16 protein-coding genes are annotated in these 22798 nt (G+C 67.9%); 12 read left to right on the top strand and 4 right to left on the bottom strand.

From position 1 onward, the window contains the following. Positions 1–3 precede the first annotated feature (3 nt). From EJO66_RS30880 to EJO66_RS30855, 6 genes are read left to right on the top strand one after another with little or no spacing between them, the layout of a single operon-like run. Complete coding sequence (locus EJO66_RS30880) at positions 4–2388, top strand: type VI secretion system Vgr family protein (RefSeq protein WP_223262502.1); 2385 nt, start codon at positions 4–6, stop codon at positions 2386–2388. Further along, the gene (locus tag EJO66_RS30875) at positions 2388–2861 is read left to right on the top strand and encodes a hypothetical protein (RefSeq protein WP_124962086.1); all 474 of its coding nucleotides are present in this window, start codon (positions 2388–2390) and stop codon (positions 2859–2861) included. The genes EJO66_RS30880 and EJO66_RS30875 overlap by 1 nt, the downstream gene beginning before the upstream one ends. A gap of 43 nt (positions 2862–2904) precedes the next feature. After that, the gene (locus EJO66_RS30870; protein WP_124962085.1) at positions 2905–5457 is read left to right on the top strand and encodes a DUF2169 family type VI secretion system accessory protein; all 2553 of its coding nucleotides are present in this window, start codon (positions 2905–2907) and stop codon (positions 5455–5457) included. Continuing rightward, on the top strand, positions 5454–6503 hold the full coding sequence (locus EJO66_RS30865; protein ID WP_124962084.1) for a pentapeptide repeat-containing protein: 1050 nt from the start codon (positions 5454–5456) through the stop codon (positions 6501–6503). Before EJO66_RS30870 ends, EJO66_RS30865 begins: the two co-directional genes overlap by 4 nt. A 58-nt stretch (positions 6504–6561) precedes the next feature. Beyond that, positions 6562–7224 (top strand): DUF3540 domain-containing protein, encoded by a 663-nt coding sequence (locus tag EJO66_RS30860; protein ID WP_124962083.1) that lies wholly within the window; start codon positions 6562–6564, stop codon positions 7222–7224. A gap of 12 nt (positions 7225–7236) precedes the next feature. After that, complete coding sequence (locus tag EJO66_RS30855) at positions 7237–7617, top strand: DUF4150 domain-containing protein (RefSeq protein ID WP_021004942.1); 381 nt, start codon at positions 7237–7239, stop codon at positions 7615–7617. 55 nt (positions 7618–7672) lie between these two features. Here EJO66_RS30855 and EJO66_RS30850 read toward each other — a convergent pair whose 3' ends face one another. Genes EJO66_RS30850 through EJO66_RS30840 form a run of 3 tightly spaced genes read right to left on the bottom strand, consistent with a single transcriptional unit; the run spans position 7673 to position 10815 of the window. After that, entirely contained in the window at positions 7673–8491 is an 819-nt protein-coding gene (locus EJO66_RS30850) for a PP2C family protein-serine/threonine phosphatase (protein WP_125967063.1), read from the bottom strand. Continuing rightward, entirely contained in the window at positions 8484–10397 is a 1914-nt protein-coding gene (gene tagH / locus EJO66_RS30845; RefSeq protein ID WP_125967062.1) for a type VI secretion system-associated FHA domain protein TagH, read from the bottom strand. The genes EJO66_RS30850 and tagH overlap by 8 nt, the downstream gene beginning before the upstream one ends. Before the next feature lie 46 nt (positions 10398–10443). Then, positions 10444–10815, bottom strand: a complete 372-nt coding sequence (locus tag EJO66_RS30840; protein WP_223262501.1) for a TssQ family T6SS-associated lipoprotein — start codon at positions 10813–10815, stop codon at positions 10444–10446. 164 nt (positions 10816–10979) lie between these two features. Here EJO66_RS30840 and tssJ point away from each other — a divergent pair, with 164 nt between their 5' ends. From tssJ to EJO66_RS30810, 6 genes are all read left to right on the top strand, one after another. Beyond that, positions 10980–11495: a type VI secretion system lipoprotein TssJ gene (gene tssJ / locus EJO66_RS30835; protein ID WP_124962079.1), complete on the top strand. Its 516-nt coding sequence runs from the start codon at positions 10980–10982 to the stop codon at positions 11493–11495. A gap of 243 nt (positions 11496–11738) precedes the next feature. After that, entirely contained in the window at positions 11739–13034 is a 1296-nt protein-coding gene (gene tssK / locus EJO66_RS30830; protein ID WP_240648926.1) for a type VI secretion system baseplate subunit TssK, read from the top strand. Between the two features lie 8 nt (positions 13035–13042). Further along, positions 13043–14422, top strand: a complete 1380-nt coding sequence (locus tag EJO66_RS30825) for a DotU family type VI secretion system protein (protein WP_124962077.1) — start codon at positions 13043–13045, stop codon at positions 14420–14422. Continuing rightward, complete coding sequence (tssM, locus tag EJO66_RS30820; protein WP_124962076.1) at positions 14422–18057, top strand: type VI secretion system membrane subunit TssM; 3636 nt, start codon at positions 14422–14424, stop codon at positions 18055–18057. The genes EJO66_RS30825 and tssM overlap by 1 nt, the downstream gene beginning before the upstream one ends. A 1-nt stretch (position 18058) precedes the next feature. Further along, positions 18059–18784: a type VI secretion system-associated protein TagF gene (gene tagF / locus EJO66_RS30815; RefSeq protein WP_124962075.1), complete on the top strand. Its 726-nt coding sequence runs from the start codon at positions 18059–18061 to the stop codon at positions 18782–18784. Positions 18785–18815: 31 nt separating this feature from the next. Continuing rightward, positions 18816–20960, top strand: a complete 2145-nt coding sequence (locus EJO66_RS30810) for a serine/threonine-protein kinase (RefSeq protein ID WP_124962074.1) — start codon at positions 18816–18818, stop codon at positions 20958–20960. Positions 20961–20988: 28 nt separating this feature from the next. Here the strand turns inward: EJO66_RS30810 and EJO66_RS30805 are convergent, their stop codons facing one another. Further along, complete coding sequence (locus tag EJO66_RS30805) at positions 20989–22542, bottom strand: YifB family Mg chelatase-like AAA ATPase (protein ID WP_124962073.1); 1554 nt, start codon at positions 22540–22542, stop codon at positions 20989–20991. Positions 22543–22798: the final 256 nt, after the last annotated feature.

Raw genomic sequence — 22798 nt, 5'->3', positions numbered from 1 at the left:
GCCATGCCCAACCGAGTCGTCAAGGCCCACACGCCGCTGGGAGAGGACCAGCTTCTCTTCCGCTCGATGCACGGCACCGAGGGCTTGTCGCAGCTGTTCGAGTTCGAGGTGGACCTGTTGAGCCCGAGCGTGTCGCTCGACATGAAGTCGGTGCTGGGCAAGCCGCTCTCGCTCGAGATACAGACGGCGGGCGAACCCCGTTTCCTGAATGGGCAGATCGTCCGCTTCACGATGGTCGGCAAGGAAGGGGGCACGTCGCGCTACGTGCTGTACCGCGCCACTGTGCGGCCCTGGCTCTGGTACCTGACGCGCACCAGCGACTGCAAGATCTTCCAGAACAAGTCGGTCGTCGACATCCTCGAGGAAGTGTTCGCCGACTACCACTTCTCGTTCGAGAAGAAGCTCAGCGGAACCTACCGCCAGTGGGAGTACTGCGTGCAGTACCAGGAGACCGACTTCGCCTTCGTGAGCCGGTTGATGGAGCACGAAGGCATCTACTACTACTTCAAGCACGAGAAGGGCGAGCACACGCTGGTGCTTGCCGACGACATCGGCGCCCACGACACCCTGCCGGGCTATCCGAAGATCAGCTATCTTGCGGCCGACCGCAACCCGGATCCGTTCCAGGAGGTGATCGACCAGTGGCAGGTGACCGAGGAAATCCGCCCCGGCACCTATGTGGTGGACGACTACGACTTCAAGAAGTCGAAGGCCGACCTCATGGGCATGCGCAGCCAGCCGCGCGGGAATCCCCACGACACCTACGAGATCTACGAATGGCTGGGCGGCTTCAGCGAGGCCGAGCAGGGCGAGCACTATTCGCGCATCCGGCTCGAAGAGGCGCAGTCGCAGGCCGAGCGCGACGTCGGCCACGCCAGCGTGCGCGGCATGGCGCCGGGCTACCGCTTCACGATGCAGAACTGCCCGCGGCAGGACGACAACCGCGAATACCTGATCGTGTCGGTGTCCTATGCACTGCGCGAAGGCGGCTACGAGAGCGGTGCGGCCGAGAGCAACTACAGCTTCAGCTTCGCGGTGCAGCCGACCTCGTACGCATTCCGTGCGCCGCGCCTGACGCCGATGCCCCGCACCAACGGGCCGCAGACCGCCACCGTGGTGGGCAAGGCAGGCCAGGAGTACTGGGTCGACCAATACGGCCGCGTGAAGGTGCAGTTCCGCTGGGACCGCTACGGCAAGAGCGACGAGAACAGCTCATGCTGGGTGCGCGTTTCCAGCGCCTGGGCCGGCTCGAACTACGGCGCCGTCAATCATCCGCGCAAGGGCCAGGAAGTGATCGTCGATTTCATCGGCGGCCATCCCGACCGGCCGATCATCATCGGCCGCGTCTACAACTCCGACCAGATGCCGCCGCTGGAGCTGCCGGCGAAGGTCACTGTGAGCGGCTTCGTGAGCCGCAGCCAGGACGGCACGCCCGCGAATGCCAACGAGTTCATCCTGGACGATGCGCCGGGCTGTGAACTGGTCCGGATTCATGCCGAGAAGGATTTCGAGCTCGATGTGGAAGCGGACGAGCGCGACACCATCGCCGGCGATCGCACCACGGTGATCGAGGGCGCCGACGACTACACCACCAACACCTCGCTCACCGAGACGATCAACGGCCCGCATACCGTGACGGTCAACGACGGGGGACCGCAGAACATCACCGTCAATGGCGGGCCGCAGAACGTCAAGATCAAAGGTGGCAACCAAGATGTCTACGTCGATGGCGACCAGATCATTCACGTGACCGGCAGTCGCACAGACACGGTGGACAGCGGCGAGACCCGGACGATAACTGGCGGGTTGACCGAAGATATAACGGGACGTCAGAAAACGACGATTTCCGCAGCATATGAAGAAACCTCAGGAACCAAGAATGTTTCGGTCAGCAAAGGAAACGAAAACTATTGGGTGAGTGGAGACAGCGTTCGGATTGTTGGAGGCGCGTCAAATCTGTATTCGGTCGGGACGGTTCAGGTCGACACCGTCGGCGGCATAAATCTCTTTGCGAACTCAGGCGACGTCAACATAACGACGCCGGATCAGTTCAATGTGCATGCGAACGTCATCAGCCTGACTTCGGACCACAAGGACATCAGTTACACGAATTCGCTGAAGACCCATGCCGGCAGCACGATCACCACCATCGCGGACCTGTCCATCACGTCGATGACGCCGTTTGCAAATTCGCTGGCTTGGGCGAATTCATTTACCTTCGCACCGCTGTCGGAGACCGTCAACGCGGCGAGCACCAACATCGGCGGCGCCAGTGCCGACATCAAAGCCTTCCGCTGGTCGAACCGAGCTTTCAACCAAAAACAGGAATCCCAGGTCTCGATCGGTCCAATCTACGTGGACATCAAGATTCTGGTGCTCTTTCCGTGATGGCCGCGACCGCCCCGAACGGTCGCTGGCCGCGTGCACTCGGACTCGTGGCGGTGGCTGCAGGCTTGCTGCCGATGCTGCTGCTCGCGGGAGCGATGCCGATCTGGGCAATGCTGGCGTGCGTGGTATTGCTGTTCGCAGGCTCGGCGTTGCTGTGCGGCGCATGGGAGTTCCTGAGGATCCGGCGGCGCGAAGCGCGCAGCCGCGGCTTCGACGCGCAGTCGCACGGCGTCATCGTCGCCAGCGAGATCGGCAATGCCTACAGCGACACCAGTCCGCTCATGAACCTGACGGTGCTCTTCAAGGACCAGCGTGGCGTCGAGCAGCGGGCGTTGGTGCAGAAGGTCGTGATGCTGAACGAACTGGCGTTGTATGCGGTGGGGCAGCCGGTGCTCGTGCGCTTCGCCTCCACGTCGCCCACCGCCGACCTTGTGATCGCGCCGCTGGTCGCGTCGGCCCGTTTCTCTCTCTGAATCCGCGTCGGCCTCCGCGCACCGCACGTTCCCGAAATCGACCTTGAAGATCGTCAAGCCCTTTCGACTCAGCCTGCTCACGCGGCCTTACCGCTGGCGCTCGCGCAATCACCTGGGCATCGCCGCGCTGGCGTGCGTGAGCCTTGACGCCGAGCCGCGGCTGCAACCCGAACAGGAGCTCTGGCAGATGGCCAGCGAGGTCCTGGACCCCGGCAGCGTGCTCGACATGGGCATGCCGAAGGCCGAGGCCGAGGTGCTGGCGAGCGGCTTCGCCTACACGGCGCACCAGGAGGACAAGACCCAGTGCGCGGCGCGATTGCGAGTCGCCGGCGTGGACCGGTCGCTGGCCGTCTTCGGCGACCGCTTCTGGCTGGGCGGGCGCATCACCGAGGCGGCCAAGTTCGACCGAATGCCGCTGGACTGGCGCCACGCATTCGGCGGACCGGGCGTGCCCGAGAACCCGTTGGGCATGGGCGTGGCCGACGAGATCGTCAATGGCGTGCAGACCTGCCGGTTGCCCAACGTCGAGGCTGTCTCCGACCGGATCCATCGCCGCGGCCAGCGGCCGAAGGCTGCATCGTTCGGCGGCTACCTGCCCGATTGGCCGCAGCGCATGGCGCTGATGGGCACACAGTACGACGACGCATGGCTGGAGAATGGTTTTCCGGGCTTTGCGAACGACCTCGACTGGCGCTTCTTCAATTCGGCCAGTCCAGACCAGCGCTGGCCGGGCCGGCCGGCCCTGCCGCCGAATGCGCCCTACGAGATATGGAACATGCACCCCGGCATTCCGATCCTGCGCGGCAACCTGCCGGCGTGGAACGCGGTGTGTCATCTGAGCTTTTCCACGGAGGTCGCCGCACTGCGCCGCCTCGAACTCGGCTTGAGCACGGCCTGGTTTTTCCCCGACCGCGAGCGCGTGGTCCTCATCTGGCACGGTACCACCAGCGTGCGGGAAGACGATGCCTCAGACGTGAAGCACATCATGCCGTCGCTCGAACTGCCAGGCGAGCCGCGTTCGCAGGAGCACTATGTGGATGTGCTGCGAAAGCGCGTCGATCCGGAAAAGAGTGCCATCCACGTGCTGCGCGACAGCGATCTCGTGCCGCGTTCGATCCTCGGCGAATGGGCTGCGATGCGGATGCCGGACACGCTTTCCGAACCGCTGCCGCGCAACGTGTACGCCGGTGTGCAGCGCGAGTACGAAAAGCGATGCAACGAGCTGCTGGCGCAGGGGCTTCAGCCGGCTGACTACCTCACGCCTCCCGCGATGCAGGAAGCGCTGCCGGCCTTCGACGATCTGCCCGACTATCTCGAACGCGAGGAGGCCAAGGCACAGGAGGCGAGTAAACGCCTTGAGGCCGAGGCCGCCCGTGTACAGGCACAACGGCCGTCAGCGGAGGGCGCGCCGGTTGATCTTCTCGGCGCGATGAGCAGTGCCCGCCCGGGCGCGCTCGAAGCGCAGCAACCCGACGCCAAGGACGAAGATGTCGGCGCGCCCGTCGAAATGGACCCGCTGCTGCGCCAAGGCTACCTGTACTCGGCACACATGGCATCGGCGGCACCGCGCATGCCGACCTTCCGGTCCGCCAAACTGCGGCGCCGGCTGGCTGCCGCGGACCCGCAGCGCCGGCATTTCGCGAAGATGAATCTCACCGGCGCGGATCTTTCCGAGATGGACCTGCGCGGCGCCGATTTTTCGTACGCCATCCTGGCCGACGCTAACCTGCGGGGCGCGAACCTCGCAGGCTGCAACCTCACCGAGGCCGTGCTGTCGCGTGCCACGCTTGCCGGAACTTGCCTGAAAGAGGCCCGGCTGGACAAGGCCAACCTGGGCGGCACGCATCTGGACACCTGCGATCTCGAAGCGGCCAGCCTTCTCGAGACCTTCTGCCATGGCACGCGCTTTACCGGGTGCAACCTGCGCTCGGCCTTGTTGAACCAGACGCAACTGCACGAGGCCGACATAGCGGGATGCGACATGCAGGCCTCGCGCTGGACCCAGGTATCGCTCCGGCAGATGGTGTTGCGGGACATCGCGCTGGACCAGGCCGAGTTGAACCAGGTCATCCTGATCGAATGCCGGTTGGAGCGCGTGTCGTTGAACGCGGCACGACTGGTCCGGTGCGGCTTCGTCACTACAACGCTGGCGGAGCGCGTCGACCTGTCGCACGCGCGGCTCGATGCCTGCAGCATCGCGCTGCGCAGCGCCTTCATCGGCGTGACGGCGGTCGGCATCTTCCTGAAGCAATGCGGCCTGCGCGGCACGTCCTTCGCGGGTGCGGACCTGACGGCGGCCCATCTTGAGAACTGCGATTTTTCTGAATGCGATTTCTCCGACGCGCGGCTGGACGGTCTCGTTGCGGGCGAGAGCCTGTTCGTGCGCGCGGACTTCAGCCGCGCTTCGCTGCGCCGGGCGAACCTGATCGATGCCAACCTGTCGAAGTCGAACCTGCTCGGCGGCGACCTGCGCGAAGCGAACCTGTTCCGCGCAGACGTCTCACAGGCGCTCATCGACGCCACCACCCTGCTCGAAGGCGCTTACACGCAGCACGCCAAGGTCTGGCCCCGGCGCGACACGGAGGCCCCGGTATGACGCCCGAATCGATGGTGGAAGAAGTGCGCCATGGCGCACAGCTGCGCGGGCTCGACTGCCGCGGCTGGAACCTGCGCGGCCTCGATCTCTCGGGTGCGCAGTGGGACAACATCGACTTCACCGGCGCAGACTTCAGCGGTGCGGACCTGTCCGGCAGCTTCATTACCCATTGCCTAATGAACCAGTGCAACTTCTCGGGCGCTATCGGCAAGCGGCTGCAGATGTTTCGTGGACGGTTCGAGAGAGCAGACTTTTCCGATGCCATGCTCGAGGAGTCGTCATTCATCGAATCCCATCTGACGCGCGCACGCCTCGACGGCACGGTGCTCGATCGCGTCACCTTCTTTCGCTGCGACCTGGCGAATGCGTCGCTGCGGACCCGGCGCATGGCCCAGGCGACCATCGCGGAGTCGATCCTCGCCGGGACCGACTTCACCGAGGCATCCCTGCACACGGTCACGTTGTTCAAAATAGACCTGCGGTCCGCCGTCTTCGCCCGCTTCGAAGGCGAGGGCATGGTCTTCCTCGAATGCGGCATGGAAGGCCAGCAGTTTGCCGGGCTGGTGCTACGCCGGTGCCAGTTCACCGACTCCCGGCTCGACGGTGCCGACTTTCGTGGTGCAACTCTGACGCAGAGCAACTTCAAGGGCGCGTCGTTGCGCGGTACCAATTTCTCCGGTGCCGATGCAGGTATGACAATCTACGCGGAGGCCGACCTCAGCGGCGCCGATTGCAGCGCAGGCCGGTTCGATCGATCCATGTGGGTCGATGCACGGCTGGACGGCGTGGTCTTCAACGATGCCCGGATGCCGCTGAGCGTGTTCCACCGCGCGCACTGCCACGATACCCGCTTCGTGCGGGCCGCGCTCCACGACGCGGATCTTTCATACGCCGATCTGACGGGTGCGGACTTCAGCGATGCACACTTTCTGCGAACACGATTTCACCGTGCGGTTCAGCAGAGCACGCGTTTTTCAGCACGCGGTGGCATCATCGAGAACGATCCAGACCTGCACCGCGCTCAGTCATGGTCCGGCGCACGCTGATGGCGAGTCCATCATTTTCGGACCGAACCCTCATCCGACTCGAAAAAGGGAATTCATCATGAACGTCGTTCCTCTGCGCGTCGCCCCCGACGCATCGTCTCCGGTGCATACGATCGGCACGATCCGCGGCCTGCGACCCGACGGGCAGTTCGCGATCGAGGACGAGAGCGGTATCGCGCGAACCTGCCGGCGGGCCGCCAGTTGCCTCTTGAAGCCGCAGGTGGGCGACACCGTGCTGGTCTCCGGACCCGATTCCTATCGCATGTTCCTGATCGCGGTGCTCGAACAGGCCGATGCAGCAGTAAGCCGCATCGAGATTGACGGGGCGCTGGTCCTTGGCGGCAACGCGCACCCGGTCACAATCGAGAGCGAAGGCAAGGTCAGCGTGCGCAGCGGCGGCGTCCTCGACATGGCCGCGGCGCAATGGACGATGCGCGCGGGCAGCGCCGATTGCCGCGCGGACGACATGCGCTTCACTGCCCGCAAGGTCGATGCGACGATGGGCACGATGAAGCTCGTCGGCAAGGTCTTCGAGACCATTTCCGAAAGGGTGGTGCAGATGACGCGCAGTGCGCTGAGGATCGTCGACGAGGTCGATCAGTCGCGTGTCGGGCATCTCGATTGCAAAGCCCGCGACACGGTCCGTATCCATGCGAAGCACACGATGGTCACGGGCGAGGACCTGGTGAAGATCGATGCCTCGCAGATTCACATGGGTTGAGGAGGAGCCAGCATGTTCGCTAACTGCCAGCTGATGGGGATGGACCTGGCTTTTCCCGACGTCTGCAGGACGCCGGTCCCGATCCCGTTTCCCAACATGGCCCTGGGCCCCATGGCCATTCCCAATGCTTGGAACATCCTGTTCATGGGCATGCCCGCGCACAACATGGCCACGGTCACACCGATCACGCTCGGCGATCAGCCGGGCGCGCTGGGTGGGATGGTCTCGCAGACCTTCATGCAGCAGTCGCGGCATCTCACCGGTGCGTTCACGGTGCTGGTCAAGGGCACGCCGGTCACGCGCGTGACGAGCATCACGCTGCAGAACCGCTGCAACATAGTCGGCATGCGGGTAGTGCCGAGCCAGTTCAAGGTGCTGGTCCTGGCGGCCTGAGGTCGCGTGCGCAGCACCCGCAGGCTTTGCCGGGCCCTGCGGCGCGCGTTTGTTCTCAACCGGGCTGGCGCGCGGGCACAGCCGTCCCCGCCAGCGTCACCTGCTGCGGAAACCCCACCCACACCGCCAGCGCCGAGTAGTTGTCGCGCGACTCGTCGGCCTTGGCTTCGGCCGCGCGGCGCAGCAGCGCAAGCCATTCCTCGGCACTGTCGGCGAGCTGCAGCGAGCGTTCCATCACCTGCTGCGAAATGAGCTGCCACAGGCCGTCGGTGCACAGCAGGAACGCATCGCCGTCGGCGAGCCGCTGCGGCGTCGACACGGTGGTCTCGGCCGTGGCCCTGGCGCCGAGCGCGCGGTACAGCAGGTTGGTCTTCACCAGCCGCTCGCCGCCGTTGGCACCGTTGCCGCGGGCCGCTTCGCCCGAGCGCTCCGAGAGGCTGTGGTCCTCGGTGCGCTGCATCAGCGCGCCGCGGCGGAACCAGTAGAGGCGGCTGTCGCCCACATGGGCCCAGCAGGCCTGGCCGCTGGTGCGGTCCACGAACAGCGAGACGATGGTCGCGCTCATCCGGCTCTGGTCGGCCAGCTCCCGCTGCTTGGCAAGGATGGCGTCGTTGGCGGCCTTCACGGCCTGCTGGATGTCGTGCTGCGCCACCGAGGGGTTGTCGACGAAGGTGTTGAGCGCGGTGTCGACCGCGATGCGCGCGGCCAGCTCGCCGCCCGCGTTGCCGCCCACGCCGTCGCTCACGACGAAGCAGGCGTTGTATTCGTCGAGGTGGTAGCCGATCGCGTCCTGGTTGCCGCTGCGCTCGCCCACGCAGGAGAACTGCGAGGTCGAGATGGGAACCGCGAACGCGCGGGGAGTGGTCTCAAGCACGGCGCGCCTCCTTCAACCGTTCCATCTCCTTGTCGTAGGCCTGCTGGAAGGCCCGGCCGAAGACGGCCTGGAAGTCGTCCTCGACGGCCGCCGTGGTCTCCGCATGCAGCTTCTGCAGCTGCCGCCACAGGCGTGCCTCGCGGCCGCCGGGCAGCAGCTTCTCGCCCAGCCCGCCGTCGTGCGGCGTGGCGGTGTTCAATGCCGAAGGATCGAAGCGCTTGAGCACCGTGAGCAGCGCGGCGCGCATGCCGGCCACCATGCCGAGCTGATGCGACTGCAGGTCGCCAAGCGCGTCGTGCACGGCCGCCTCGGGCGAGAGGAAGCCGGGCATGCGCGCGCCGAACATCTGCATCAGCACGGCGCGGCCGTTGGGAAGGATCTTGAAGGGGTTGTTCTCTTCGTCGACGATCATCGTGATCTCGGCCCGCACTTCGCGCTTGAGCATGGCGCGCGACGAGAGCAGCTCGATGGTGCCGTCGGTGAACGCGCGCATCAGCCGGCCGAGGCGCCGCATGGCTTCGGCGTCCAGCGGCTGCTGGCCGGCCACGTCGGGCACGCCGGCGCCTTCGAGGAAGGCCTTGAAGAGTTCGTCCGAGGAGGAGGGGGACGGTGCCGATGAGGGCGCTGCGATGGGGGCTGGCGGCGCGGCCACCGGCGAGGGCGCGGCAGCGGGCTTCGGTTGTTGCGGTGCGGGCGGCTCCGGCGGCGCGGCCTTTGGAGGCGGCGCAACCTCCACGCGCGCGGCCGCGACGGGCACCGGTACTGGCGGCGGTGGAGGTGCCGAAGGTGGCGGCTCGGCCTGCGCGGACGCCTGCGGCTCGGCCGGCTTCACAGCCGGTGCATCGAAAGGCACCGGGTTCGGCGGCCTGAATTGCGCCGTCAATTCCCGCGCATGGTTCGAATGGCTGTAGCCCTGCGGGGCCGCCGCGGGCCTGGCCAGCAGATCGACGGCCGGATGCACGTCGCTGAGCGGATCTTCGTGGGTCAGCGCGGTGGGGCGCGGATCGGACAGCGGCGAGGGCGCGTCGTTGTCTGCGGCAAAGAAGGACAGCGGGTCCATGCCGCGCTTGAGCGCCACATCGGACATGCCGTCTTCCGCACGCGGATTCAGCTCGGCCAGCGGATCGACCGGATTCCTGCGCGCCTGCGAGGGCAGCTCGAAGGGCTCGTGCGCCATCGGGTCGGGCATGGGCTCGGAGGCGCTCGCCTCGCGGCGCGGCGCGTTCGCGAGGATGGCATCCCAATCGGCGGCGGAGGGAATCTGCGAGGCGCCCGTCTGCGTGCTTGCCGGTGATGAGGCTGGTGATGATGGCGACACCGCGGGCACCGGGGCGGCGGCAAATGTTTGGGCGGGCGGTGGTGCCGGCATGGCCGGCGGCGGCATCGCCACGGTCACGGGCTGCGTATCGCCGATCGGCAGCGCGCCTGCGCCGAAGAGGTCCGAGAACACATCGGAGACAGGGGCCGTCGGCAGCAGCGAGTCCATCGGCGCCTGTGCCATGGCGCTGGCCGGCAATGCGCTGTGCACAGGTGCGGCCGGCGGTGGTGCCGCTGCCATCAGCTGCGCGGCGGGCTCGACGGCCGCGGCGCGTTGCCCTTTCCCCGCCACCAGCACGTAGCTTCCGATGGTCACGCGGTCGCCATCGGCGATCGGTGATTCCTGCTCGTGCTGCAGCGTGCGCTCGTTGACGCCGATGGGCAGCACCGCGCTCATGTTGCGCAGCACCGCCGCGCCGCTGTCGTCGAAGCGCACCGTGGCCTGCAGGCGCGAGATCTGGCGCTGCTCGTCGGGCAGCACCAGGTGGTTGTCGGGGCTGCGCCCGATGGTTCCGCCGGGTGCCGCGAGCAAGGCCGAGGGGCCTGCGGTCACCGGCTTGCCGGCATGTTCGATCACCGTCCAACGCATGGCATCTCCATCTTCATGTCGAGCCGCGGCTCATCCCTTGCGGCGTTCAACGCTTCATTCGCTTGGCGGCCTCGAAGGCAGGGCCCCACACCGGGTGCTTGCGTTCGGCAACGGTGAGGTCGAAATTGGGAAACGCGTCCATGAGCTTGCGGAACTGCGCGCGGCATTCGGGCACCTGGTTGGCCACGCAATAGCTGAACGCCTCGAGCTTCATGGCATCGAGCCGCGTGGCCGGCTCCGCGGCCTCGAACACCGAGACGCCGCCGCTCTTGAGCGTGGTGATGGCCTTGGCGTAGTCACCTTCGTCATAGGCCTGTTGCGCGCGTTCGAGCGTGCTGCGCGCGACTTGCTGGCTCAGGCGTTCGGGTTGCGGCGGCTCGGGCGGGGGCGTGGTCGTGCAGCCAGCAAACAGAACCAAGGTGAACGCCAAAGCAGGCAGACGTGACTTCAATCTTCTCTCCTACCTTGCAAAAGGCAATGTTTGAGATAGTGTGCCGCTGTCATGCGACAGGCACGCGATGCGACGCGATTCGTGCGCACGACTTCGATAATATAGGCCGCGAACCACTAGGGAAGATCTCAATGCATCGACGAACCCTGCTTCAAGGCGCACTTGCAACCGCACCGTTGCTGGGTGGCCTCAGTGGATGCGCATCGACTGCGAAGTCATTGCCCACGCCCTACGCCGTGACGATCAAGATCGACGATGGCGTCAACCCCGACGGACGCGGCCAGCCGGCGCCGATTCTCGTCAAGGTCTTCGAATTGAAATCTTCCGGTAACTTCGAGACCGCAGACTACTTTGCACTACAGGACCGCGATCGCGAAACGCTGGGGGCGGAACTCGTGAACGCCGACCAGGCCATCATGCGCAGCGGCGAAGAGCGTGTCTTCAAGCGCGAGGCAGGGCTCGACTCGCGTGCCATCGGCATCATCGCCGGCTACCGCAAGCTCGAGGCCGCGCGCTGGCGCATCGTGCTGCCGCTCAAGGAGCCGAAGCAAACCAATCTCTACAAGGTGTGGCAGTTTTCTCCGAGCGAGCAAAACGTGCGCATCGCGATCCGCAAGAGCGGCATCGAGTTACTACCAAGTCGTTAGTTTCTCGGCTTTGTAGTCAAAAAGTGCGAGAAATTCGCACGCGAAATGCGGTGCAAAACGTAAGAGGCGCCGTGTAGCATCAGAGAAAAAAACCGAATCAATCGGGAGGTCGTTAACAAGCACCTCCCGCTTCAGTGTGGGCACTCCCCAGGAGGTTCTTTGGTGACAGTTCGCAATCCGGGCGCAGGAAAACAGGGCGCCCTTCCGCAGGCATTGGCGAATCGCGTGGTGTGGTCCGAAGGCATGTACCTGCGGCCGCAGCATTTCCAGCAGCTGGAGCGCTATGTCGAGCAGTACGTCACGCGCCGTACCGCGGGCCTGCAAGGTGCCTATTGGGGATGGCTCAACCTGGACATCGATCGCGATGCCCACGCGCTCGGCCGCGTGTCGCTGCTCGGCGGCGCAGGCGTGCTGCCCGACGGCACGCCGTTCTCGTTCGGCACCGAAGATGCACCGCTGCCCTACGAGGTGCCGAGCGACCTGACCGATGAACTCATCGTGCTTGCGCTGCCGTTGCGCCGCACCGGCAGCGAAGAGGTCATCTTCGCCGACGACGACGGCTCGGCTGCGCGCTTCGGCGTGATCGAGCGCGAGGTGGCCGACGGCAATTCGGTGGCGCTCGGCCCGGCGGTGCTGCAGCTTGCGAAGCCGCGCCTGCGCCTTGCGCGCGCATCGTCGCTCACCGCGGAGTGGCAGGCCATCGGCGCGGTGCGCGTGATCGAGCGGCGCACCGACCACAAGCTGGTGATCGACGCCAACTACATTCCGCCGGTGCTCGATGCATCGGCGCACCCCATGCTGCGCAGCATGGTCGCCGAGCTGCACGGCCTGCTCACGCAGCGCTCCGAGGCGCTGGCCTCGCGGCTCTCGCAGCCCGGCCGCGGCGGCGTGAGCGAAGTCTCCGACTTTCTCCTGCTCGAACTCGTCAACCGCTATCTCGCCACGACCTGGCACGCGCAGCATGCGGTGCAGGTGCACCCCGAGGAACTGTTCATCGACTGGTTCAAGCTGGCCTGCCATCTCGCCACGCACACCTCGCCCACGCGGCGCCCCGTGGTGTGGCCGAAGTACGACCACGACAACCTCAACGAAACCATCCGGCCGCTGATGGAAGAGCTGCGGCGCTCGCTCTCGGCGGTGCTCGAGCAGAGCGCCATCGCCATCGAGCTGGAGGAGCGCAGCCACGGCGTGCGCGTGGGCCGCATGCCCGATCCGGTGCTGGTGCGCAACGCGGGCTTCGTGCTCGCGGTGCATGCCAACCTGCCCGCCGATGCGATCCAGCAGCGCTTTCCGACGCAGGTCAAGATCGGGTCGGTGGAGCGCATCCGCGACCTCGTGCAGCTGCAGCTGCCAGGCGTCACGGTGCGGCCGCTGCCGGTGGCGCCGCGCCAGATTCCATACAACGCGGGCTACCACTATTTCGAACTCGACAAGAGCGGCGACATGTGGCGCCAGCTCGAAAAATCGGGCGGCGTTGCAATGCACCTGGCCGGCGACTTCCCGGGGCTGGCCATGGAGTTCTGGGCAATTCGTCCGTGAGGGACCCTATGAACGGTGTCAACGACATGGCGGTCGGCCCGGGAGGCTTCGTGCCGCCCAACCCGGGCGGCGGCGCCAACAACGGCAGCAATGGCGACGCGGCGGGCGCGCCCCTGGCATCGCGCGGCGCGGGGCCGCAGCAACCCCAGTCATTCACCGCATGGCATGACGCACGCCGTCCGCACGCGGGCGACACGGCGCTGGCCGGCAACAATCCGCTCGTCGCGGCGGCCAACCCGCTGCTCGACCTGATCCCGCAGATCCGCGCCACCGGCCACCACGACGCGCCCGCGCAGTTGCGCGAGCACTTGGTCGACGAGGTCCGGCGCTTCGAAACGCGCGCGCAGCAAAGCGGCATTGCGCCCGAAGTGATCATCGGCGCGCGCTACTGCCTGTGCACCGCGGTCGACGAAGCGGCAGCGCTCACGCCCTGGGGCGGCAGCATCTGGTCGTCGCAGAGCCTGCTCGTGATGTTCCACAACGAGACCTGGGGCGGCGAGAAATTCTTCCAGCTGCTGTCGCGGCTGGTGCAGAACCCGCAGCAGCACCTGCAGCTGATCGAGCTCATCTACTTCTGCCTGGCGATGGGCTTCGAAGGGCGCTTCCGCGTCATCGACAACGGCCGCACGCAGCTCGAGACGCTCAAGCAGCGGCTGCTGCAGATCATTCGCCAGACCCGCGGCGAAATCGCCGTGCCGCTGTCGCCGCACTGGCAGGACGCGAGCGCGCCGGTGCGCCGCACGCGCAACTGGGTGCCGCTGTGGGCCGTGGGCGCGGTGGCGGCGGTGCTGCTGGTGCTGGTGTTCGGCGTGCTCACCTTCAGCCTGGCCGGCCGCTCCGACGGCGCATTCGCCGCGGTCAATGCGGTGCGCCTGCCGCAGACGCAGCGTGCCGTGGCCGTTGCGCCGGCACCGCAGCCGCGGCTGCAGCGCTTTCTCGAACCCGAGATCCGCGACGGCCTGCTGACGGTGCGCGACGAGGCCGACCGCAGCGTCGTGGTGCTGCGCGGCGACGGCCTGTTCGCTTCGGGCTCCGACCGCGTGCTCGACCGCTATGCGCCCGTGCTGGCGCGCGTGGCCGATGCGCTCAATTCGGTGGAGGGCAACGTGCTCATCAGCGGCTTCAGCGACGACCAGCCGATCCGCAGCGTGCGCTTCCCGTCCAACTGGCAGCTGTCGCAGGCGCGTGCCGATGCGGTCAAGAAGTTGGTCGCCACGCGCATCACGCGGCCCGAGCGCCTGCGCGCCGAAGGCCGCGGCGATGCCGACCCCCTGGTGCCCAACGATTCGCCGGCCAACCGTGCGCGCAACCGGCGGGTCGAAGTGACGCTGCTGGTGGCGCCCGTGGCCGCAGGCGCCGCTCCTGCACCGCAGGGAGGAGCCCGCTGATGCTGCGCGCGATTTTCCGTTTCCTCGTGAGCCGCGACCTGTGGGTCTTTTTCGGGCTCCTGGCCGTTGCGTTCCTGATCTGGGTCATCGGCCCCGTCATCGCGGTGGGCCGCTACCGGCCGTTCGAAAGCGAGTTCGTGCGCATCGTGGTGATCGCGCTGATGTTCGCGATCTGGATCGCGCGCGTGCTCTATCGCAAGTGGCGCGAGCGGCGGCTCAATGCGCAGCTGCTCAACCAGCTGCGCACGCCCTCGCCCAAGGAGAAGGCCGCCAAGCCCGAGGACGCGCCGGAGATCAAGGAGCTGCAAAGCGGCTTCACCGACGCCACGTCCATCCTGAAGAACATGCGCTTCGGCGCCGATGCCAGCGGCAAGCCCGCGGGGCGCTTCGCGCTGTTCGACCGCCAGTACCTCTACCAGTTGCCCTGGTACATCTTCATCGGCGCGCCGGGCTCGGGCAAGACCACCGCGCTGGTCAACTCCGACCTCGACTTTCCGCTGGCCGACCAGCTCGGCAAGGCCGCGGTGCGCGGCATCGGCGGCACGCGCAACTGCGACTGGTGGTTCACCAACGAGGCGGTGCTGATCGACACCGCCGGGCGCTACACCACGCACGAGAGCAACCGCGAAACCGACGAGGGCGAGTGGAAGGGCTTCCTCGACCTGCTCAAGAAGTTCAGGCCGCGCCAGCCGATCAACGGTGCCATCCTCACCATCAGCATCGCCGACCTGCCGCTGGCCGACGACGCGCAGCGCGCGCGCCACGCCATGGCGCTGCGCAAGCGGCTGCTCGAACTGCGCAACGGCCTGGGCATCAATTTTCCGGTGTACGTGCTGGTCACCAAGACCGACCTCCTGGCCGGCTTCAACGAGTACTTCGGCTCGCTGGGCCGGGCCGAGCGCTCGCAGGTCTGGGGCTTCACCTTCCCGATCGACGCCAACCCGGCGGACCCGGCCAAGGCCGATTTGCGCGAGCGCTTCCACCAGGAATACAAGCTGCTGCACCAGCGCCTGGACGAGCGCCTGCCGGAGCTGCTGGCGGCCGAGCCCGACCAGTTGCGCCGCGCGCAGGCCTACCTGCTGCCGCAGCAGTTCGCGAGCTTCGAGGACATTCTCGGCACCTTCCTGGCCGACGTGTTCAACCCTTCGAAGTTCGAAGTGGCACCCATGCTGCGCGGCGTGTACTTCACCAGCGGCACGCAGGAGGGCACGGCCTTCGACCGCGTGATGGGCGCGATCAAGCGCTACCTGCAGGTCAACGCGCCGCCCGCGCCGCCGCCGGGCCCGGGCAAGAGCTACTTCCTGAAGGAGCTGCTGCAGCAGGTGATCTTCCGCGACGCAGGCGTGGCCGGCACCAACCTGCGCTGGTACCGGCGCAAGCGGGCCATCGACCTCGCGGGCTACGGCCTCATCGGCGTGCTGCTGGTAGTGCTGCTGGGCGCCTGCGTGAACAGCTGGCGCAACAACCGCGACTACGTGGCCGAGGTCGACAGCAACGCCAAGGCCTTCAACAAGGCCGCGGCGCGCGGCGAGCTGCCGACGGTGGTCGATTCCAACAGCGACATCGCCAGCTCGCTGCCGGTGCTCGACCGCCTGCGCGACCTGCCCAAGTCGAGCCAGTTCGACATCGGCGATCCGCCCGTGGGCTACCGCTTCGGGCTCTACCAGGGCGAGAAGCTGCAGGCCGCGACCGACGGCGTCTATCAGCGGGCGCTCGAAAGCGTGCTGCTGCCGCAGGCCGCGCAGCGCGTGGAGCAGGCGCTGCGCGAGGCTTCCAAGACCGATGCCGAATACAGCTACGAGGCGCTCAAGGCCTACCTCATGCTGTACGACGCCGAACGCTACGACGCCGACTTTCTCCAGGCCTGGCTGCTCACCGACGTGGACCGCAAGATCGGCGCCGGCCTCACGCGCGAGCAGCGCACCAACCTCGAGTCGCACCTGCAGGCGCTGTTCGCCGAACGCGTCGTGACCTCGCCCTTCGCCAAGGACGACCGGCTCGTCACCGAAACGCGCAACCGCCTGGCCGGCGTGCCGCTGGCGCAGCGCTCCTATGCGCGGCTGCGGCGCATCCTGCTGCAGACCAGTCCGCCCAACGCCTTCAGCATTGCGGAGGCGGCGGGGGCCGAGTCGGCGCTGGTGATCAAGCGCGCGAGCGGCAAGCCGCTCACCGACGGCATCCCGACGCTGTTCACCTACCGCGGCTACTGGGACATCTTCGACAAGCGCATGGCCGAAACCACGCTCGCGCTCGAACAGGAAGACCGCTGGGTGCTGCAGATCCGCGCGCCGGGCATGACCGACATCACCTCGCGCGAGCTGCTGCTGCGCGAGGTGCGCCGGCTCTATCTCACCGACTACATCCGCATCTGGGACGACTACCTGGCCGACGTCCGGCTGGCCGACAGCCGCTCGCTGCTGCAGAGCATCCAGATGACGCGCGTGCTCTCCACCAGCGAGTCGCCGATGTCGCGCCTCATCCGCGGCGCGGCGCGCGAGACCGACCTGCTGCGCAACCACGACGAGGCCACGCGCAGCCTGCTCGACCAGGCGCAGAACCGCGTGGCCAGCACGCGCGAGCGCATCGAGCAGCTCATCGGGCAGCCCGACGGCAGCCAGCGCCGCAACACCGTGCCGGACCGTCCCGAATCGCTGGTGGACAACCACTTCGCGCCGCTTCGCCGCATGGTCACCGCGCCCAAGGCCGGCGGCCAGGCGCCGATCGACGCGACCGCTGCGCTCATCAACGAGCTCTACACCTTCCTCACCGCCACCGACACCGCCTTGCGCAGCGGCAACATCCCGCCTTCGAGCGACGCGGTCACCAAGGTACAGGCCGAGGCGGGCCGCCTGCCGGTGCCGTTCCAGGGCATGCTGAACGACCTCTCGGCCACCGCGTCGTCCAAGGCGGCGGCGGTGACGCGGCAGAACATCGGGCAGAACGCGGCCGCCACCATCGGCCAGTTCTGCGGCCAGGCCATTGCGGGGCGCTATCCGTTCTCGCGCGGCTCGAACCGCGACGTGGCCGCCGGCGACTTCGCGCAGCTGTTCGCGCCTGGCGGCATGATGGACGACTTCTTCCAGAAGAACCTGGCCTCGCAGGTCGACACCTCCGTCAACCCGTGGGCCTTCAAGAAGGGCGTGGACGGCAGCTCGCCGGGGCGCTCGGCCTACCTCGATTCGTTCCAGAAGGCGCAGGCGATCCGCGACGTGTTCTTCTCGGGCATGGCGGGCGGGCGCACGCCCTCGTTCACCATCGACATCCGGCCCGAGGACATGGACGCCGCGATCAGCCAGTTCACGCTCGACATCGACGGCCAGACGGTGCGCTACGCGCACGGCCCGCAGGCGCCCAGCACCGTCAAGTGGCCCGGCCCGCGCAACAGCAACCAGGTGCGGCTGCAGGTGACGACCGCCAGCGGCACGCCGGCCGGCGGCATCGTCACCGAAGGGCCGTGGGCGCTGCACCGGCTGTTCGACAAGGCCTCGATCTCGTCGGGCAGCGCGCCCGAATCGTTCAACGCGACCTTCGACCTGCAGGGCAGGAAGGTGGTGCTGGCGGTGACGGCGAACAGCGTCTACAACCCGCTGCGCCTGAACCAGATGAATGGCTTTTCATGCCCGGGGAAGTCCTGACATGAACAGCGGCATTCCTTCGCCGCGGGTGTGGGTGCCCGACGACCAGCAGATCGGCTGGTACGGCAAGCTGCCCGCGGCCGGCGACTTTCTCTACCGCCGCGTGCCGCGCGAGCTCCAGGCCTGGTGGGACCGCTGGATGCAGAACGGCCTGGGCACCTTCAAGCGCTGGCCCGACGCCATGACGCGGCACTACGTGGTGGCGCCGGTCTGGAACTTCGCGATTCCGGCCACGCAGGGCGTGGACGCGGTGCAGTTCGGCTGCCTGGCGCCCAGCTGCGACCGCGTGGGGCGCTACTACCCCGTGTGCGTGACGCTGCAGGTGGCCGCGTCGAGCTACCGGCCCTCCATGCTCGAGGGCTCGGCGGCCTGGTACTGGCAATGCGGCACCGCGCTGCTGCAGGCGATCCGCCACAGCGTGGCGCCCGACCAGTTCGACCGCCAGGTGCTGGCCGCGGCCCACGGCGGCTTCCAGACCGCGAGCGGCGGCTCGGACGACATCCTTTCGATCCTCGGGCCCGCAGCCGGGAGCGCCGGCGCAACAGGCGCGCAGCAGCGCCTCGGCTGGCCCGAGCTGCCGCTGTGCTTCGATGCCTTCGGAAGCACCAGCTACTGGTGGACCAACCAGGCGGACGGCTCGCCGCTGCGCACCGCCGCCCACGGTGGAGGCCTCAACACGCCGTTGTTTTCGAAGTTGTTTTCACAGGGGCATGTGCCATGGGCATGAACGACCAGACCCCCGCCGCGGGAGGAGATGCATGACGACCAACGCCAGCAATGACAACAACAGCAGCACCAGCACGCAGGCCGATCCGCAGGAGCGCCCCCATCCGCTGGACGCGGGCCACCGGCTGGACGAATTCGAGCTGCTCGAGGTCATCGGCGAAGGCGGCTTCGGCATCGTCTACCGGGCCTACGACCACTCGCTGCAGCGCGAGGTGGCCATCAAGGAATACATGCCGTCGATGCTTGCGCGCCGTGTGGGCGACGACAGCGTGCATGTGCGTTCCGACCGCCTCACGGCCACCTTCCAGGCGGGCCTGCGCAGCTTCATCAACGAGGCGCGCACGCTTGCGCAGTTCAGCCATCCGGCGCTGGTGCGGGTGCACCGCTTCTGGGAGGCGAACAGCACCGCCTACATGGCGATCCAGCTCTACCGCGGCCGCACGCTGCGCCGCCTGGCCGAGGAAGAGCCGAAGAAGATCTCCGAGGCCTGGCTGCTGAGCATGCTCGGCCCGCTGCTCGGCGCGCTCGAAACCCTGCACCGCAGCCAGTGCTTCCACCGCGACATCGCGCCCGACAACATCTTCATTCAGCAGGACGACCTGCCGGTGCTGCTCGACTTCGGCGCGGCGCGCAAGTCGATCGCCGACCTGGTCGACGAAGTGGCGGTGATGGTGAAGTCGGGCTATTCGCCGATCGAGCAGTACGCCGACGACAACACGCTGCTGCAGGGCGCGTGGACCGACCTCTACGCGCTGGGCGCCGTGCTGTACCGTGCCGTCACCGGGCATCCGCCGCCATCGGCCGTGGTGCGCAGCGTGCAGGACGCCTACGTGCCGCTGTCGTCGCTGGGCCGCAGCGACCTGAGCCCGGCCTTCTGCGCGGCCGTCGACCACACGCTGGCCGTGCACAGCAAGGACCGCACGCAGACCGTGGCCGCATTCGCGGCCGAACTGGGCCTCGCCAAGCTGGGCGACACCTACGTGAGCGGGCTGGCGGCGCCGACCGCCGTCAGTGCGCCTCCTTCGAAGGCCGCGCCGGCGGTGGCGCCGGTGCCGCAGCAAGCGCCGGCTGCCTCGGCGCCCCGGACACCGGCGTCAGCGACGGCTGCGACATCGGAGGCCACTGCATCGGCCCGTGTTGCGCGGCCTGAAGCAGCCGCCCCCGAACCCACCAAGCCCAAGCCCCAACCTGGGCCCAAGCCCGAGCCGGCCCCGGCACCCGCGCCCAAGCCCGCTGCGCCGCGCGAGGCTGCAGCAGCGCCGGCACGCGCGCCATCGGTGGCCGCCGGCAAGCAGCCGTCGCCGTCCGCCGCCAGGAAATCGTCGATGCCGCGATGGGGCCTGGTCGGCGTGTTGCTGGTGGCGCTGGTGGGCGTGGGCACCTGGATCGGCATTCACCTGACTTCGGGCCGGCAGGAGACATCGACCGCCATGGTGCCGGTGCCCCCGCCTTCGGGGCCGATGTCCGCCACCGCGCCACCGCCCGCCGCCATGCCGCCGGGCGAAAGCGCCCCCGGCGGCTCATCATCGGCGCCCGCGGGCGAGAATGTGGCGGCAGCGCCCGGCACGCCGCCTCCTGCGGCGGCCGCCAGCGCACCGGCCGGCCCGTTGACGCCGCTGGCCAACGTGCCGGTCGGCGCGACGCCGGCGCCTGCACAGGCAACACCGGACCCCGCAGCCACGCCACCGGACGTGACGCCGACGCCCGTGCCGCCGCCGGAGGCCGCCATGGCCACCGCCGAAGCCGAGGACTGGAACCTGGCCCAGGCCGAGAACACGCGCGAAGGCTACGAGGCCTACCTGCGCCGCTACCGGCGCGGCCCGCATGCGCGCGATGCCCGCAACGCCATCGCCGAGCTGAACCGGCTCGCGCAGGCCGTGCCCGCGGCATCGGGTGCGGCGCCAACGAATCCGGTGCCCACCGTGATTGCCGGCGGCACTACACCGCCGCCCGCCGCTGCGCCCGGCATGGGGCGCGTGGTGCTCAACATCCGGCCGTGGGGCCAGGTCTTCGTCGACGGCGCCGAGCGCGGCGTGAGCCCGCCGCTCAAGTCGCTGTCGCTGCGCCCAGGCATCTACAACATCGAAGTGCGCAACGGCGACCTCGATGCCTATCGCCAGCGCGTGACGGTGCAGGACAGCAAGTCGGCGCCTGTGGTGAGCCACGAGTTCAAGTAGGCGCTCCTCCCCACCCTGGCGGCGGCGCTCAGTTCCGCAGCGCCCGGCGGTACTGCACCGCCTCCGCCACATGCGCCACCCCCACCGATTCGGCGCCCGCCAGGTCGGCCACGGTGCGCGCCACCTTGAGCGCGCGGTGCGTGCTGCGCGCCGACCAGCCGAGCTTGGCGGCGGCGTTGTAGACGAACTTGCGCGCCGCGTCGTCGAGCGCGGCATGCTTGTCGATGGCGCCGGCCTGCAGCGCCTGGTTGGGGCTGCCCTGGCGCTGCAGCGCGAACTCGCGCGCGGCCACCACGCGGCTGCGGATGCTGGCCGTCGATTCGCCGGGCGGCGCATCGATGAGCTGCTGCGCCGATACCGCGGGCACCTCGATGTGCAGGTCGATGCGGTCCAGCAGCGGGCCGCTGAGCTTGGCCTGGTAGCGCGAGATCTGGTCCGGCGTGCAGCGGCAGGCCTTCAGCGTCGAGCCCAGGTAGCCGCAAGGGCAGGGGTTCATGGCCGCGACCAGCTGGAAGCGCGCCGGAAACTCGGCCCGCCGGGCGGCGCGCGCGATGGTGATGGTGCCCGTCTCCAGCGGCTCGCGCAGCGCCTCGAGCGCGGAGCGCGCGAACTCCGGAAACTCGTCCAGGAAGAGCACGCCATGGTGCGCCTGCGAGATCTCGCCCGGCCGCGGGGGCGAGCCGCCGCCGCCCACCAGCGCCACGGCGCTGGACGTGTGGTGGGGCGCCGAGGTTGGCCGGCTCATCCAGCGCGCGGCCGAAAAACTGCCGGCCAGGCTGGCCACGGCTGCGCTCTCCAGCGCCTCTTCGACGCTCATGGGCGGCAGCAGGCCGGCAAAGCGCTGCGCCAGCATCGACTTGCCCGAGCCGGGCTCATCCACCATCAGCAGGCTGTGCCCGCCCGCGGCGGCGATCTCGAGGGCGCGCTTGGCGCCCGCGTGACCCTTGACGTCGGCCAGGTCGGCATAGAGCGGCGCGGGCGCCGCCGCCGCGGCATGCACCCGGGCCCAGCCGTCGGCGGCGGGCTGCTGCTGTTCCTCTTCGCCCTGCAGCAGCGCGGCGCCCTCGGGCATGAAGCGCTGCACCACGTCCAGCAGGTGCCTGGCGCCGTACACCTCGCTGCCGGGCACCAGCGCCGCTTCCTGGGCGCTTGCGGCGGGCAGCACCAGCCGTGTCGCGATGCCGCGCGTGTGCAGGGCCAGCGCCATGGCCAGCGCGCCGCGCACGGGCCGCAATTCGCCTGAAAGGGAGGGTTCGCCCGCAAATTCATGCCCCGCGAGGAGCGCCGGCTGGATCTGCCCGCTGGCCGCGAGGATGCCGAGCGCGATCGGCAGGTCGAAGCGGCCGGAGTCCTTGGGCAGGTCGGCCGGCGCCAGGTTGACGACGATCTTCTTGTTGTTCGGAAACTCCAGGCCGGCGTTCTGGATGGCCGAGCGCACTCTTTCGCGCGCCTCCTTGACCTCGGTTTCCGCCAGCCCGACGAGCGTGAAGCTCGGCAGGCCGTTGGCCAGATGCACCTCGACCGTGACACTGGCCGCTTCCAGCCCAAGCAAAGCACGGCTTTGCACCAAAGACAGGCTCATTTCTCTCCCTCTCCCCATTGTGGTGCGCCCGTTTTCGGTCGGGCTCATGCACCGCGGTGCCCCATGGGGTACCGCAACTGAACACGCTTGTAACTATTTCGCCTGGGTTGCGGGTGCGGGAGCGGCCGCCGTGCCGCAGGGCAAAACGTGCACTTTGGCACGCTCCCTGCTATGAGACGGTGTCCCCCAACAATCCAACCAACTCCGAGGAGTCTCGATGATGCACCGTAAATTCGCCCAGGCAATGGCCGTGGTT

It is taken from the genome of Variovorax beijingensis, from assembly GCF_003951285.1.
In the GTDB taxonomy this organism is placed as follows: Bacteria; Pseudomonadota; Gammaproteobacteria; order Burkholderiales; family Burkholderiaceae_C; genus Variovorax; species Variovorax beijingensis.
The sequence above is the reverse complement of the archived record's forward strand: the minus strand, read 5'-3'. Positions and strand labels throughout refer to the sequence as shown.

What these genes read in the sequence shown, in the direction of transcription:
- EJO66_RS30825 (WP_124962077.1), top strand. Translation starts at nt 13,043, where the DNA reads ATGAACGGTGTCAACGACATGGCGGTCGGCCCGGGAGGCTTCGTGCCG.
- EJO66_RS30805 (WP_124962073.1), bottom strand. Translation starts at nt 22,542, where the DNA reads ATGAGCCTGTCTTTGGTGCAAAGCCGTGCTTTGCTTGGGCTGGAAGCG.
- tssM (WP_124962076.1), top strand. Translation starts at nt 14,422, where the DNA reads ATGCTGCGCGCGATTTTCCGTTTCCTCGTGAGCCGCGACCTGTGGGTC.
- tagF (WP_124962075.1), top strand. Translation starts at nt 18,059, where the DNA reads ATGAACAGCGGCATTCCTTCGCCGCGGGTGTGGGTGCCCGACGACCAG.
- EJO66_RS30810 (WP_124962074.1), top strand. Translation starts at nt 18,816, where the DNA reads ATGACGACCAACGCCAGCAATGACAACAACAGCAGCACCAGCACGCAG.
- EJO66_RS30860 (WP_124962083.1), top strand. Translation starts at nt 6,562, where the DNA reads ATGAACGTCGTTCCTCTGCGCGTCGCCCCCGACGCATCGTCTCCGGTG.
- EJO66_RS30855 (WP_021004942.1), top strand. Translation starts at nt 7,237, where the DNA reads ATGTTCGCTAACTGCCAGCTGATGGGGATGGACCTGGCTTTTCCCGAC.
- tssJ (WP_124962079.1), top strand. Translation starts at nt 10,980, where the DNA reads ATGCATCGACGAACCCTGCTTCAAGGCGCACTTGCAACCGCACCGTTG.
- EJO66_RS30865 (WP_124962084.1), top strand. Translation starts at nt 5,454, where the DNA reads ATGACGCCCGAATCGATGGTGGAAGAAGTGCGCCATGGCGCACAGCTG.
- tagH (WP_125967062.1), bottom strand. Translation starts at nt 10,397, where the DNA reads ATGCGTTGGACGGTGATCGAACATGCCGGCAAGCCGGTGACCGCAGGC.
- EJO66_RS30880 (WP_223262502.1), top strand. Translation starts at nt 4, where the DNA reads ATGCCCAACCGAGTCGTCAAGGCCCACACGCCGCTGGGAGAGGACCAG.
- tssK (WP_240648926.1), top strand. Translation starts at nt 11,739, where the DNA reads ATGTACCTGCGGCCGCAGCATTTCCAGCAGCTGGAGCGCTATGTCGAG.
- EJO66_RS30875 (WP_124962086.1), top strand. Translation starts at nt 2,388, where the DNA reads ATGGCCGCGACCGCCCCGAACGGTCGCTGGCCGCGTGCACTCGGACTC.